The sequence below is a fragment of the Streptomyces gossypii genome, from assembly GCF_025165795.1.
In the GTDB taxonomy this organism is placed as follows: Bacteria; Actinomycetota; Actinomycetes; order Streptomycetales; family Streptomycetaceae; genus Streptomyces; species Streptomyces gossypii.
Genome location: NZ_JAJAGO010000002.1, coordinates 631,820 through 646,314 on the forward strand (window position 1 = coordinate 631,820; position 14,495 = coordinate 646,314).

Here is a 14,495-nt window from a genome sequence, read left to right on the forward strand (position 1 = left end):
GAATCCGTGCACAGTGGGACGCGTACGGAGGAAGCTCAAGGAAGGAAAGGGCGATGACGACCCAGCTGACGGTGCACACGACGCTCGACACCCCGCTCGGCGAACTGCTGCTGACAGGAGCGGAGACGGCGGCCGTCGAAGGCGGAGTCACCGTGACCTCACTGTCGATGCCCGGACAGAAGAACGCCCCGGCTCCACGGGCCGGATGGCGCGCGGACTCCGGCCTGCTCGACGAGGCGGTCCGCCAGCTGCGCGCGTACTTCGCGGGTGAACTCACCGGCTTCACCCTGCCGCGCACGGCGACCGGCGGCACGGCCTTCGAACAACGCGTGTGGCAGGCGCTGGAGACCATCCCGTACGGCACCACCACGACCTACGGGAAGATCGCCGAGCAGATCGGTGCCCCGCGCTCCGCCGTGCGAGCCGTAGGATCCGCGATCGGCGCGAACCCGCTGCTGATCCTGCGCCCGTGCCACCGCGTCATCGGGGCCAACGGGTCGCTGACGGGCTACGCGGGAGGGCTGGAGCGCAAGGAGGCCCTGCTGACGCACGAGGGCGCACTCCAGCCGCAGCTCGGCTGAGTAGGGGCCGGGGAAGCCCGGCTCCCCGCTCGGCCCCACTCGGACCTGCCCTGCCCGTCCATTTCTGCCGTGTGCTGCCGTGTGCCGCCCGGCCCGCTGACCGACCGACAACCCGGAGACGTCATGCCCACGTCCACCCCGCTGCCGCTCCCCCTGCCCGAGTCCGCAGCGAGATCCGCCCCCGCCCCGCCCCGGGCCGCCACGCCCCCCGTCGCCGCAGGCACGCTGACCGGCCGGGTGGACGGCGCGGACTGGCCCGCCCTGACGGACGAGATCAACGACTACGGCTGCGCCCTCACCCCGCAGCTCCTCACCCCGGCCGAGTGCGGGCGGATCGCGGCGCTGTACGAGGAGGTGGGACGGTTCCGTTCCACCATCGACATGGCCCGCTACCGCTTCGGCTCGGGCCAGTACCGCTACTTCGCCCATCCCTTCCCGGACGCAGTCCAGGAGCTGCGCCAAGCCCTCTACCCGCGCCTGCTGCCCCTCGCCCGCGACTGGGCCGAGAAACTCGGCAGGCCCGCCCCCTGGCCGGACACGCTGGCCGAGTGGCTGGAGATGTGCCACGCAGCTGGTCAGACCAGACCCACGCCGATCCTCCTGCGCTACGGTCCCGGCGACTGGAACGCGCTCCACCGCGACCTCTACGGCGAGCTCGTCTTCCCGCTCCAGGTCGTGATCAATCTGGACAAGCCGGGAGCCGATCACACCGGCGGCGAGTTCCTGCTGGTCGAGCAGCGCCCCCGGGCCCAGTCCCGTGGGACGGCAACCCTGGTGCCCCAGGGGCACGGACTCGTCTTCACCACCCGCGACCGGCCGGTGCGCTCCGCTCGTGGCTGGTCGGCGTCCCCGGTCAAGCACGGAGTCAGCGCAGTCCGCAGCGGCACCCGGCACACGCTGGGGCTCGTCCTGCACGATGCGGCCTGAACCCCGGCGGCTACGTCCACGGGAAGGCTCCGTCCACTCCATGAGGATACGGACGGTTATGTTTCGATTGCGTGCTGCTGCGGGGCGAAATTGCAGCGCTTCGTAGCGGTCCGGCGGCGACAATGGGGGCGTGCGTTATCTGATTCTGGGCGCGACCGAGGCACTGGATGAGCAAGGGCAGGCCGTTCCTCTCGGAGGACACCGGCTGCGCGCGCTGCTCGCCGCGCTCGCGCTGCGCGCGAACAGCGACGCCGCCGTGCCGGTGGACGTGCTCATCGCGGAGGTCTGGGCAGATCCGGACGCCCTTCCCGGCGACGCGCCCGCCGCCCTCCAGGCGCTGGTCGGACGGCTGCGCCGCACGCTCGGCAGGGACGCGGTGGAGTCGCTGCCCGGCGGCTACCGGCTGAGGGCCGCATCGGACGACATCGATCTGCACCGCTTCGAGCGCCTGGCACAGGGCGGCGAGCTGGCAGGAGAGCGTGGCGATCCGGAGACCGCGGCCCGGATGCTGCGCGAGGCGCTCGGGCTGTGGCGCGGCCCCGCGCTCGCCGACCTGCCGGACCGCGCGTCCGCCGCAGCCCGGCCAGAAGCCCTGCGGAGGGCTTCGGTGCAGGCCCGCATCGCCGCCGAACTGGAGTTGGGGCACGCCGCCCAAGTGCTGCCCGAACTGCGCGAACTCGCCGCCGCCCGCCCGCTGGACGAACCCCTGCACGCCCTCCACCTGCTCGCCCTGCGCGACACCGGACGCCCGGCGGAGGCGCTGGAGGCGTACGAAGCGGTACGGCGGGAGATCGCGGACCGGCTCGGGGCGGACCCGGGCGCGGAGCTGCGCGCGCTGCACGCCGACTTGCTGCGGTCCGAGCATCAGCAGGCTGAGCAAGGGGAATCCGGGCAGCGGGAATCCGGGCAGTCAGTCACAGCGGTGGAGGGGCCGGGTGCCCAGGGCACGCCCGCGGTCGCCGCAGAGCCAGGCCTGCCGCCCGTACAGGCTCAGACCCCGGCTCAGCCGCAGTCCACGGACCCCGCGGGGCCGCCACCCGCCGTGCCCGGAAACCTGCGCACCCGGCTCGACAGTTTCGTCGGCCGGGAGCACGATCTCGACACCCTCGCGGGCGACCTCGCCGCCTCCCGGCTGGTCACCCTCACCGGGCCCGGCGGCTCCGGGAAGACGCGGCTCGCCGAAGAGGTCGCCGCAGCCACCCCCGCTCGGGACGGCATCTGGCTGGTCGGGCTCGCGCCGCTGGAGCATCCGGCCGCCGTGCCCGGTGCCGTGCTGAGCGGGCTCGGGCGGCGCGAGACGGCGCGCCTCACGGGCATCGAGGCATCCCGCACCGGCGGCTCGGATCACGCGGGCGACGCTACGGCCCGGCTGATCGAGCACCTCGCGCACCGCGAACTGCTGCTCGTACTGGACAACTGCGAGCACGTGATCGGCGCCGCCGCCGATCTCGCGGCGACGCTGCTGGAGCGCTGCCCCGGGCTCGTGGTGCTGGCAACCAGCCGCGAGCCGCTGGGAGTGCCCGGCGAGACCGTACGCCCCGTGGAGCCGCTGCCGCCCGCCCCCGCGCACCAGCTGTTCGCCGAGCGGGGCGCCGCCGCGCGACCCGGCTTCACCGCGGACGCGTCGGTGCAGGACAGGCGAGCCGTCGCCGAGATCTGCCGCCGCCTGGACGGGCTGCCGCTCGCCATCGAACTGGCCGCAGCCCGCCTGCGATCGCTCACCCCGCGCCAGATCGCCGACCGCCTCGACGACCGTTTCCGGCTGCTCACCAGCGGCAGCCGCACCGTCCTGCCGCGCCAGCAGACGCTGCGCGCGGTCGTCGACTGGTCCTGGGATCTGCTGGACGAGCAGGAACGCACGGTGCTCCGGCGCCTCTCCGTCTTCGCCGGTGGCTGCACGCTCTCGGCCGCCGAGTATGTCTGCGCGGACGGCTTGGCCGTCACCGAGGAGACCGTCCTCGACATCCTCGGCGCGCTCGTCGACAAGTCCATCCTCATCGCCGACCGCCCCGCCTCCGCCGCCCACACCGGTGTGCGTTACCGCCTGCTGGAGACGATCCACGAGTACGCGAACGAGCGCGCCGCCGAGCACCCCGAGGACCGGTCGGCAGCCGAGGCCCGGCACACGGAGCAGATCCTCCGCTTCGTCACCGCAGCCGAGCCCCGGCTGCGCTCAGGGGAGCAACTCGCCTGGCTGCCGCGCGTCGAGGCGGATCTGGACAACATCCGTGCCGTCCTCTCCCGCCTCCTCCAGGCCGGTGACGCGGACACCGTCTTCGCCGTCGTCGACGCGATGGGCTGGTTCTGGTGGCTGCGCAACTACCGGGACGAGGGAGGCGAGTGGACGCTACGGGCTCTGTGGCTGCTTCCCCAGGACCGTGCGGACCGCAGCTCCGCGGAGGAGCTGCGCTTCCGCGGTTTCCAGCTGCTCCTCTACTTCCTCCTGCACGAGCAGCAGGGCCAGGAACTGATCCAGCGGGCGCACGACCAGGGCATCACCCGCGAGATCATCGAGGCCTTCCGCCGCCCGGGCCCGGAGAGTGCCCGGTTCCCGGGGCTGCTCTGGCCGTTCGCCGCCTATCTGACCCGGGGCGTGGAGACGGTCAGCCAGCTGATGGACGTCTGCGTCGCCAACGCCCGCGCCTTCGGCGGTGCGTGGGGCCTGGCCGTCAGCCTCCTCTTCCGCGCCCACATACGGGTCGACATGCCGCGGGGCATAGTCCGCGCCGTTGTCGACCTGCCGGAGATCGACGCCCTCGCGCAGTCCACCGGCGACCGCTGGCTGATCGGACAGGTGGCGGCGCTGCGTGCCGAAATCGAGCTGATACACGGGCACTACGACGAGGCCCGGCGCGGCTACGAGGGCGCACTCCGGCACGCGCAGGCGCTCAGCGCGCTGACCGAGACGCCCTTCCTGCTCGTACGCATGGCGGAGGCCTGGTACCGGGAGGGCGACAGCGAGCAGGCGGAGAAACTCGCCGAGCGCTCGCTGGAGGACGCCGAGCGGCTGAACGTCACGGACGCCCGCACCTTCAGCAGCTTCCTGCTCATGGTCATCAGCCTGGACCGGGGCGATATCGCGCAGGCCCGCGCGCTGCTGAACGAAACCCAGTGCTTCGCCGCACTCGGCAGCCCACCGGCGATGTTCGACGCAGTGATCGCCTCGAAGCTCGGGCAGCTGTTGCTGGCGGAGGGGGCAAGCCCGCCGGAGGCCCTCGGGCAGGCACGGGACGCACTGCGCCGCGCCGAGAGCGCCCGCCTCTCCGAGGCGCTCTGCGCCGGCATCCTGCACAACGCCGCCGCCGTCGCTCTCGGAGCCGGATACCCGGTAGCCGCGGTTCAACTGGCCGACGGAGCGCGGGCGATGCGCGGGGCACTGCCCGCCAGCGTCCCGGAAACGCGCCAGGACGCAGAGCTACGGGCGCGGGCCGGGCGGGAGGCGGCGCACGCGGCGGGGGAGCGTGGTGCGCCGACGAGCCTGCGGGAGGCGGCGGACCTGCTCGGCGCGCTGCTCGACGGGCCCGTACGACCCGCCGGGGTGGACGGTGCGGCCGCCGGTGGGCGCGGGGCCGCCAGGCCGGTCAGATCCGTCAGCGACAGGTGACCCCGGCCTCGGCCCGGTCGGCAAGGGTGCTCATCCGCGCGAGCCATGTGATGGTTGCGGCTGGTCCGGCTGGCGCGACGGTTCAGCCTGTACGACCAGCGGGAGCGTCCGGACACCGCCCACCGGCAGATGGACCGGCACGGGAGGCTCGTCCCGCGTGACGGCGGGGGACTGCCACAGCCGCGTGTCGTCACCGCGGCCGGAGAAGCGGACCGGACTGCCGACGGGCGTGAGCTTGTCGAGCCTGGTCAGCGCGTCGTAGGCGACGCACGCCCGGTTGAGGTCGATGGTCACGGGCGACCGTGCGTGCACCGTCCCACCGCGCCCGTGGGTGCCGCTGTCGATCCGGAGGCTCTGGCGCTGCCACATCCACGTGCTCGGGCTGATCCGTAGGGGCGGCGCCGCGCTCTCGCCGCCGCGTTCGAAGACGTCCCCGCTCAGAAGGCTGAGCGCGCACTTCGCGGGGGGCGGCTCGGGCGGGGGAGTCGGCGCCGGAGCGGGAGGAGGGGCCGGGGCGGGGTCGCGGGGCGACTCCGGGCCCTCACTGGGCGGAGGCGTCGGCGTCGGCTTCCCCTCCGGCGCCGGTGTGGGCGTGGGCTCCGGGCTCGGCTCAGGGCTCGCCTTCGGACCAGGCTGCCGACTCGGCTCGGTGTCGCGGGCGGCCGTGGTGTCGGGCGTGCTGTCGGGCGTGCTGTCGGGGGCGGTGTCGCGCACGGGATCGGGAGAGGGCCGGGAGGGGGGCGCGGGAGCGGGCTGCCCGGGATGGCGCCCTGGGCCAGGCTCCTCCGGTGGCGGCGCTGGCACGACGGGCGCGGCCGAGGGTTTCGCCCGCGGCTTGCCGGTGTCGTCGTCCTTGTCGCCACCCGCCAGTGCCAGGGCGACGGCGAGGCCGGTGGCGGTCACCACACCGGCCGCGATCCCGATCTTGACCGGTGTGCCCAGTCCTTCGGAGGCGGCGCCCGCCGCGCCCCCGCCCGCCGCGCCCCCCGCACCCGAGGCTGCCGCCGCGCTGCCGCCGCCCGTCAGGAGTGCGCCGAACCCCTTGGCACCGCCCGTGGTGGCGAACCAGCCGATGAAGGCGACCGGCACCAGGAGACGGATCTCGCTGTTGACGTCCTTGACCTCCATCGCCGCGGTGCGGCACTCGGCGCACTCCTCCAGATGCTTGCTCAGCCCGCGCTCAGCCCGCATCCGGAGCCCGCCGCGTGCGTAGGCGCCCAGCCGGTCCGCGTAGCGCGCGCAGTCGCCGCCGGAGGTCAGGGCGTGGCTGACATGCGCCTGGAGATACGCTTGCTTGAGCTTCTCCCTGGCCCGGTGCGCGAGCACGGCCGTGGCGTTGTCCGAGAGGCCCAGCAGCGGTGCGACGTCCTTCGGCGACTCCTCTTCGACGGTCGTGTGCCACAGCACCGTCTGGTACTTCTCCGGCAGGCTGCGGAACGCCTGCACCGCAAGTGAGCGGTCAGCCTCCCGCATCGTCCGCACATCCGCGCCCGGGTCGTAGGCGCCTGCCTTGGCGGTGGCGGCGGAGCCGTCGGCCGACTGCGCGAACACCGCGAAATCCTCGACGAGTTGCTCCCGCCTGGCGGTCTTGGCCCAGGCCCCCGCCACCCGGCGGACCGAGGTCAGCAGATAGGCGCGGACCGCCGTCTCCGGTCCGGACCCGCCGCGCACGGCTTGCAGGGTGCGGGTGAAGACCTCGTTGGTGAGGTCCTCCGCAGTGTGCGAATCCCGGCAGCACGTACGGGCGTAACGGCGCACGGCGTCCGCGTGGCGCCGGTACAGCGCGTCGTACGCGCCGGTGTCCCCCGTACGCATCCGGGTGACGAGCGTGGAGTCGGAGGGCTCCTCGCCGGTCTCCGCACGCCGCCCACGCCGCCCTCGCTGCCGTGGGACGCTCGGCGCCCCCGATACCGCGCCGGTGTCGTGCGGGTCTTCCCACCCCTCAACACCCATAGCGGATGCCCCCGTTCACGCTCGCCGCCGAGACCGGGGCAAGAGTGACACAGAGGAGACGATTGACAGCCGTTCAAGGACAACAACCACTCATACGGGGTGAGTTCGGGTATGGCGTCTTGCGCCCGTACTCACCCCGATGCGTGGTCACCACCCCGCGCGAAGCGTCCGTGGGGTGATTCAGAGGGTGGGCCGTGAGCGCAGGCCCTCCAGCAGGATGTCCAGCAGCCGGGCCGAAGCTGCCGCCTGCTGGTCCGGGTCCGGCAGCATGGGCGCTGCCGTGGCTATCACCAGCAGGACATCGCCGACCGTCACACTGGCGCGCAGTTCACCTGCGGCCCGTGCCCGCTCGACCAGCTGCCCCACCACCTCCAGCAGTTCCGTCTCGCCCGAGGCGTCCGCCCCCGGGTCGGCACTTCCGGGCCTCAGCTCGTCCGGGCGGCTGGTCTGCTCGATCTCCGCCACCGTGTGCGACTCCACCAGGACCAGCCCCGGCTGGCGTTCCCGGGCGACCTGCCGCTGCTGCGGCACCCGCATCTCCGTGTCGAGCCCTTCGATCTCGACACCGTGCGCCGTTCCGTTGAATGGTGCGGTCGGCGTCGGCGTCGTCGCCTCCGCTGCCGCCTCTTCGTCCGGAGCCTCCGTGCGCAGTATCCGGGGCGGCAGCAGCCGCCCCGCGCCGGAGGCGACCGAGGTGCGCAGGAACCGCGACAGTGCGGCCCATGGCTGCTCCTCCTGGCCCAGTGCCGCCTTCGCCTGCTCGGTCAGCCGGGCCGTCTCCTCCTCGGCTATCCGGCGGACCAGCACGTCCTTGCTGGGGAAGCGCCGGTAGACCGTCCCGACACCGACCCTGGCACGACGCGCCACGTCTTCCATCGGCGCGCCGTAACCCAGCTCGCCGAAGACCTCGCGTGCCGCGCGTAGAACATGCTCAAGATTGCGCTGCGCATCGACCCGCAGTGGGGTCGAGCGCGTAGAGTCCTGAATCCCCTGAATGTGCATAGTTGTTCCCCCGGTAATGATGTCTCCCCCCGGAGACCCCCGCCCTCGTGTGGTCGGTGCGCTCTCAGTATGCGGAGTGCCCCGACGGGTAACGAACATAGTTGAGCCCACGTCAAGTGAGAAGAGGGCACCTCCGCGTGGCAACCGCCCCGATTGGAGTACCGGTCCGGAATGTTCGCCTCCGGCACCCTCCGCAGCCCTCCCAAATTCGGCCTGACCTGCACCGATTCCTCTCGGTAAAGCACCCGCAGCGAAACGGACTAGTTACCTCCGCCAGTCATACAATTCGCTGGAGCTGTGGACAAACACCGGGGTCCGGGTGCGTCATGGACATGTGACGAACGAACCCGTGCGCATTCTCGTGGTCGGCGGCGGATACGTCGGCATGTACACAGCCCTGCGCCTGGAGCGGACGCTGAAACAGCAGCTCGGACGCGGTGAAGTGCAGATCGTGGTTGTCGACCCCGAGCCTTATATGACGTATCAGCCCTTCCTGCCGGAGGCCGCCGCAGGGTCCATCTCGCCGCGCCACGTGGTCGTGCCGCTGCGTCGTACGCTGTCGAAATGCCAGGTCATCGTCGGTGAGGCCAAGGCGATCGACCACATCAAGCGCGTCGCCAGCATCGAGACCCTGGCCACGGCCGAGGAGGGAACCGGCGCCATCGAGGTGCCGTACGACGAGCTGGTACTGGCTCCCGGCTCAGTGTCCCGCACCCTGCCGATCCCCGGCCTCGCCGAGCACGGCATCGGCTTCAAGACCGTCGAGGAGGCGATCGGGCTGCGCAACCACGTCCTGGAGCAGCTCGACATCGCCTCCTCCACCCGCAGCCCCGAAGTCCGCGACGCCGCCCTGACCTTCGTCTTCGTCGGCGGCGGCTACGCGGGTGTGGAGGCGCTCGCGGAACTGGAGGACATGGCCCGCTACGCCTGCCGCTACTACCACAACGTCCAGCCGGACGACGTGAAGTTCCTGCTGATCGAGGCGACCGACCGCATCCTCCCCGAGGTCGGCGAGGAGATGGGCCGCTACGCCGTACGGGAGCTGCGCGCACGCAGCATCGACGTACGACTGGAGACCCGGCTGGACACCTGCGAGAACCGGATCGCCGTGCTGAGCGACGGCTCCCGGTACCCCACCCGCACCCTTGTGTGGACCGCGGGAGTCAAGCCGCACCCCATCCTCGCCGCGACCGGGCTCCCGCTGAACAAGCGCGGCAGGCTGCGCTGCACCCCGCAACTCCGGGTGCACGGCACCGAGCACGCCTGGTCCGCCGGCGACGCGGCGGCCGTCCCGGACCTGGCGGCCGAGGAGGACGGCAGCCCGGGAGCCGAGTGCGCGCCCAACGCCCAGCACGCCGTACGGCAGGCCCGGCGACTCGCCGCGAACATCACGGCCTCCCTCAAGGGGGAGGAGCCCGCCGACTACCGGCACGCGTACGTGGGCTCGGTCGCCTCACTCGGCCTGCACAAGGGGGTCGCCCAGGTGTACGGGCGAAAGCTCAAGGGCTACCCCGCCTGGTTCATGCACCGCGCGTATCACCTGAGCCGGGTGCCGACCATGAACCGGAAGGCGAGGGTGCTGGCCGAATGGACACTGTCCGGACTCTTCAAGCGCGAGATCGTCTCGCTCGGCTCGCTCGAACACCCCCGTGCCGAATTCGAGCTGGCGGCAGGAACCGGCCGCCATCCGGAAGGCCCCTGACCGCAGACGGAACTCCTCGCCGCACGGCACCGTCCGACCGGTGTCAGTCCCTTCGGCCACACTGGACGTGTGACCATGGGTGCGGCCGCGTCTGCGAAGAGTGACAGTCGTGACGAACAGCACCGGCGTGACCGCGCGAGCGGGGCCACCTCACGCGGCGCATCCGCAGCACCATGACGCACGCACAGGATCAACGCGAGGAATCGGACGACGTGAACTTCACGCGCTGGAGCGCCCGACTGCCCGGCACACAGCGGCGCATCGCCGCCGCCCAGGCGGCGGCCGAGGCAGCTGAGGCGGGAAAGGAAGGAAAAGAGGGAAAGGCGGGAAAGGCCGGTACGAGAACAGCGGGCGAGACCAGCCAGGGTCACGGCCAGGGCCACGACCTGGGCTACGAACCTGACCACGACGCTGGTTCCGGCCACGCCCCCGGCTCCCGCCACCGCCCCGGCCATCCCTTTGGCCCCGACGACCCGGGCACCGTCCCGGCAGCCCGCGGCGAACAGCCCATGCCGCCGTCCGCCGCGGCCGACCCCGGCGCCGCAGGCGTCGCCCGCAGCATCGACGCCCTCACCGTGCACGACCTCCTCGGCCAGGTCCCCGCCCTCGCCGCCGTCGTGTACGGCGCCGAGCACCGCGTCGCGTACGTCAACGACGCCTACACCCGGGTCTTCGGCCACCGCGACCGCGGCGCCCCCGCCCGCACCGGCCTCCCCGAGCTGGCCGGTCTCGGCCTGCTCCCCCTCATGGACCAGGTGCTGCGCAGCGGCAAGCCCCGTACGGTCAAGTCCCGCCGCGTCCAGGGGCAGGCCCGCACCGGCTACTACACCTTCACCTGCACCCCCATCGCCGCCACCGAGGACAACGGCGTCCTGATCTTCGCCGCCGAGGTCACCGACCAGGTCGAGAGCGCCGAGCGGCTCCGGGCGAGCGAGCGCCTCCAGCGCGAGGCGGCCGTCACCCTCCAGCGCAGCCTGCTCCCACAGGAACTGGAGCAGCCCGACGAGCTGCGCGTCGCCGCCACCTACCAGCCGGGCGGTACGGACGCGGCGGTCGGCGGCGACTGGTACGACGTGATCACGCTCGGCGCGGGCCGCACCGCCCTCGTCATCGGCGACGTGATGGGCCGCGGAGTGCGCGCCGCGGCCGTCATGGGACAGCTGCGTACGGCCGTCCGTGCGTACGCCCGGCTCGACCTCCCGCCGCACGAGGTACTCCAGCTGCTGGACGGCCTGGCCTCCGAGATCGACTCCAGCCAGATCGCGACCTGCGTCTACGCCGTCCACGACCCGAGCGAGGGCCGCCTCAACTACGCCTCGGCCGGCCATCTGCCGATCCTCGTCCGGGACGCCGACGGCGCGGTCCACTCCACCGCCGAGCCGACCGGACCTCCACTGGGCACCGGAGGCTGGATGCACACCTCCGGTTCCGTGCCGCTGGAGCCCGGCTCCACCGCTGTGCTCTACACCGACGGCCTCGTGGAGCGCCGTGACGCCGACATCGACGAAGGGATCGCCGCCCTGGAGCGCGCCTTCGCGGGTGCGACCGGCAGCCCGCAGGTGATCTGCGACCGCATGCTGCGTGCGATGCGGATCACCGCGGAGCATGACGACGACGTCGCCGTGCTCGTCCTCCAGCACCCCCGCCGCGCCGACCACGAGGCCGACCTCTTCCGCGGCGCCTCCCTGGAGCTGCTCGGCGGCACGGAGGCGGCCTCGCGCGCCCGCGCCTTCGCCTCCGGAGTGCTCACCTCCTGGCGCTTTCCCACCGAGCTGCACGACCTCGGGGTGCTGGCGGCCAGCGAGCTGGTCGCCAACTCCCTCCAGCACGGCACCCCGCCGATGCGGCTGCGGCTGCGCCGCACCGACTGCCGGCTGACCGTCGAGGTCACGGACGGCGACGACCACCTGCCGCGCCGCCGCCGCGCGGAGCCTGTGGACGAGGCCGGACGGGGCATCTCCATCGTCGCGACGATCGCCTCGTCCTGGGGATCGCGCCGCACCTTGGGCGGCGGCAAGTCGGTGTGGTGCGAGTTCACCCTGCCGGTGTGACCGGCACGGCTCGGCCGGGTTGACCGGCTCAGCCCGCCGTGGCCAGCTGCCCGGTCTTCGGCTCGGCCTGCGGCTGGGCTGCCGCGCCGCTTCGCGGCCCCGCGTCCGGCCCCTGACCCGGTCCGTCCCCCGAGCTGACGAGCAGGCTCCGCCGCGGCGCGTCCTGCTCCGCCGTGAGGTGCCGTCCGAGCCACAGCGCGAGCGCGGTGACTCCCAGGGAACACCCGACGAGCAGCACGATGTACGCCACGTACGCCCCCTGCGCCGCCATCAGACCGCCGACGGCCGGGCCGACCGCCACGCCGAGCTGTTTCGCCAGCGCGAACGCGGAGTTGTACCGCCCGACCATCCGGCTCGGTGCCAGATCGGCCACCAGCGGGGCCACCGTCGGCGACAGCATGGCCTCGCCGAGACCGAAGAGCGCATACGTCGAGATCAGCAGCGCGGTCGCCACCGCCTGGAGGTGCGGAATCATTCCTGACAGTCCGGCCGCCAGCCAGGCCACCATCCAGATCAGCCCGACCAGCGCGATGACCCGGCTGCGCCGACGCCCTTCCACCAGCCGCAGCACCACGAACTGCGCCAGCGCGATCACCGCCGTGTTGGCGAACAGGGCGAAGCCCAGGGTGGCCGTCGAGATCCCGGTGACCTCCACTCCGTACGCGGGCAGCCCGGACTCGAACTGTCCATAGCAGGTGAAGAACAGCACGAAGCCCAGGACGCACAGCAGCACCATCGCCCGGTGCTGCAGCAGCCGGCGCCATCCGCCGTCCTGCTGCCCGGAACCGTCCGGCACCGCCGCGTCCACACCCTGGGCCTCCGGCAGCTTCACGGTGAGCAGCACCGCGCCCAGCACCAGGAACATCACGGACTCGACGCAGAACAACGTGGTGAAGGTGCCCGCACGGTGCTCGTCCACGATGAGTCCGCCGAGCAGTCCGCCGACCCCCATCCCCATGTTGATCAGGAAGAACTGGGTGGCGAACGCCCGCGACCGGTTCGAGGCGGTCGAACACCGCACGATCATCGTGGCCAACGCGGGCTGGAGGACCGCCACGCCCGCGCCCATCAGGGCGGAGGCGGCCAGCACGTACGGTGCGCTGCCGACCATCCCGAAGGCCAGCGCCCCGGCGGACGCGGCGGCTGCCCCGCCCAGCGCCACGGGCATCGGGCCACGCCGGTCGATCACCCGGCCGACCAGGGGCAGCACGAACAGCGCCGCGGCGGCGAACGCCGCGAGCACAGCTCCTGCCGTCGAGGCACCGAGATCCCGCACGTTCGCCACATAGATGAACAGATACGGGACGGTGAAGCCGCTGCCGAACGCCGCGAGGGCATTCCCGAGCTGGATCCGGCGCAAGGTCGCGCCCATCGCGGTGGTCACACTCACCTACCTAGGTGTTGAGGGGGAAGGGTCCAGAGTTCAAAGCTAAAGTTCGAAGCTAAACACTACACACAGCAAGCCTTTGGGCCTAATCAGTTTCGTGGCACACTTCCCGCATGCCCGAGCCATCGCTGCCATCGCCACCGTCACTGCCACAGCTGCCGTCGCTCGATGAGCAGATCGCGATCTACCAGCGCGAGTACCGGGACCTGGACCCCCAGGTAGAGAAGGTGGTCAACGCACTGAGCAGGCTCGACCGGCGGATGAGCGTCGCGTACGGGCGCAGCCTCGGGACGCTGGGCCTCAGCAACTCCGAGTGGGAGGTCCTCAAAGAGCTGGTGATGGCCGGCGAGCCGTATGAGCTGTGGCCGGGCACCATCGCAAAGCACCTCGGGCTGACACCGGCCGCGATGACCCACCGCATCGACCGGATGGTCGGGGACGGACTCGTCACTCGCGAGCGTGACCCGGACAACCGCGTCCGCGTCATCATCGGATTGACGGACCATGGCCGCGAGAAATGGCTCCAGGTGATGCGCCGGGCTTCGGTCTTCGAGGAGCAACTGCTCCAGGATCTCTCGGGGGAGGAGCGAGTGGTCCTCGGCGAACTGCTCACCCGTCTGCTCCGTCGGGTGGAGTCCGCACAGCATGACGCGAGCGGCCGGCTCACGGACCTCGACTGAACGGAGGGCGGGGAGCTGGCCTCGCCTGCCAACTCCCCCACCCACGCTGACCCATTGAAGGCCGAGGACAGAGAACCCGCCTTCCGGGCCACGTCGTTTGACAGGGCCCGCGCCGATCCGTAGTGTCCTCCGGGCTGCAGCGGAGTCGTTATGACTCCGGGTGGCCATCCCGCCGTCTTCGTGACGGCACTCATCTCATAGTGCGATCTCCTTCCGGGAGATGATTTCGGCATGCCGGAATCACTTCGGGAAGCCCGGTTTTGAATTCGGGTGGCTGATCCTCTAATGTGGTGGACACGCCGAAAGGCAAAAGCAACACAGCAGTACAGCAAGACAAGTAGTACAGGTAGTATCCAGCAGGAACCCCGCCCAACTGGGGGGCAGAATCCGGGAAAAGGATCTGCTAGAGTCGGGAACACGAAATACCGAAGGGAAAGCCCGGAGGGTGCCGGAGACGGTAACCAAAGGAAGCGTCCGTTCTTTGAGAACTCAACAGCGTGCCAAAAGTCAACGCCAAATGTTGATACCCCTGCTTCCGGCCTCCAGGCCGGGAGTGGTGGTTCCTTTGAAGTACAAAAGACAGCGAGGACGCTGTGAACAGTCGGATT

At 71.6% G+C, this 14,495-nt stretch carries 9 protein-coding genes; 6 read left to right on the forward strand and 3 right to left on the reverse strand.

From position 1 onward, the window contains the following. Positions 1 to 53 precede the first annotated feature (53 nt). The 3 genes from LHJ74_RS06430 to LHJ74_RS06440 all read left to right on the forward strand — a co-directional run bounded on the left by LHJ74_RS06430 (position 54) and on the right by LHJ74_RS06440 (position 5,112). A complete protein-coding gene (locus LHJ74_RS06430) occupies positions 54 to 581 on the forward strand; it encodes a methylated-DNA--[protein]-cysteine S-methyltransferase (RefSeq protein WP_311203263.1) in 528 nt (175 codons plus the stop codon). A gap of 123 nt (positions 582 to 704) precedes the next feature. Then, the gene (locus LHJ74_RS06435) at positions 705 to 1,508 is read left to right on the forward strand and encodes a 2OG-Fe(II) oxygenase (protein WP_260216524.1); all 804 of its coding nucleotides are present in this window, start codon (positions 705 to 707) and stop codon (positions 1,506 to 1,508) included. A gap of 130 nt (positions 1,509 to 1,638) precedes the next feature. Further along, complete coding sequence (locus LHJ74_RS06440) at positions 1,639 to 5,112, forward strand: AfsR/SARP family transcriptional regulator (protein ID WP_260216525.1); 3,474 nt, start codon at positions 1,639 to 1,641, stop codon at positions 5,110 to 5,112. A 30-nt stretch (positions 5,113 to 5,142) separates the two neighbouring features. Here LHJ74_RS06440 and LHJ74_RS34125 read toward each other — a convergent pair whose 3' ends face one another. Continuing rightward, positions 5,143 to 7,065, reverse strand: coding sequence for a sigma-70 family RNA polymerase sigma factor (locus tag LHJ74_RS34125; RefSeq protein WP_311203264.1), 1,923 nt, complete (start codon positions 7,063 to 7,065; stop codon positions 5,143 to 5,145). A gap of 180 nt (positions 7,066 to 7,245) precedes the next feature. Continuing rightward, a complete protein-coding gene (locus LHJ74_RS06455) occupies positions 7,246 to 8,067 on the reverse strand; it encodes a TetR/AcrR family transcriptional regulator (RefSeq protein WP_260216526.1) in 822 nt (273 codons plus the stop codon). Between the two features lie 385 nt (positions 8,068 to 8,452). Here LHJ74_RS06455 and LHJ74_RS06460 point away from each other — a divergent pair, with 385 nt between their 5' ends. Next, the gene (locus tag LHJ74_RS06460; RefSeq protein WP_260216575.1) at positions 8,453 to 9,769 is read left to right on the forward strand and encodes an NAD(P)/FAD-dependent oxidoreductase; all 1,317 of its coding nucleotides are present in this window, start codon (positions 8,453 to 8,455) and stop codon (positions 9,767 to 9,769) included. 212 nt (positions 9,770 to 9,981) lie between these two features. Beyond that, entirely contained in the window at positions 9,982 to 11,820 is a 1,839-nt protein-coding gene (locus LHJ74_RS06465) for an ATP-binding SpoIIE family protein phosphatase (RefSeq protein ID WP_260216527.1), read from the forward strand. Positions 11,821 to 11,848: 28 nt separating this feature from the next. Here LHJ74_RS06465 and LHJ74_RS06470 read toward each other — a convergent pair whose 3' ends face one another. Continuing rightward, the gene (locus tag LHJ74_RS06470; protein ID WP_375546678.1) at positions 11,849 to 13,204 is read right to left on the reverse strand and encodes an MFS transporter; all 1,356 of its coding nucleotides are present in this window, start codon (positions 13,202 to 13,204) and stop codon (positions 11,849 to 11,851) included. A 116-nt stretch (positions 13,205 to 13,320) separates the two neighbouring features. On the opposite strand from LHJ74_RS06470, the gene LHJ74_RS06475 reads away from it, so the two are divergent. Beyond that, positions 13,321 to 13,887, forward strand: coding sequence for a MarR family winged helix-turn-helix transcriptional regulator (locus tag LHJ74_RS06475; RefSeq protein ID WP_260216528.1), 567 nt, complete (start codon positions 13,321 to 13,323; stop codon positions 13,885 to 13,887). Positions 13,888 to 14,495: the final 608 nt, after the last annotated feature.

Coding starts and splice junctions, on each gene's coding strand:
- LHJ74_RS06455 (WP_260216526.1), bottom strand. CDS start 8,067: ATGCACATTCAGGGGATTCAGGACTCTACGCGCTCGACCCCACTGCGG.
- LHJ74_RS06460 (WP_260216575.1), top strand. CDS start 8,453: ATGTACACAGCCCTGCGCCTGGAGCGGACGCTGAAACAGCAGCTCGGA.
- LHJ74_RS06430 (WP_311203263.1), top strand. CDS start 54: ATGACGACCCAGCTGACGGTGCACACGACGCTCGACACCCCGCTCGGC.
- LHJ74_RS06475 (WP_260216528.1), top strand. CDS start 13,321: ATGCCCGAGCCATCGCTGCCATCGCCACCGTCACTGCCACAGCTGCCG.
- LHJ74_RS06435 (WP_260216524.1), top strand. CDS start 705: ATGCCCACGTCCACCCCGCTGCCGCTCCCCCTGCCCGAGTCCGCAGCG.
- LHJ74_RS34125 (WP_311203264.1), bottom strand. CDS start 7,065: ATGGGTGTTGAGGGGTGGGAAGACCCGCACGACACCGGCGCGGTATCG.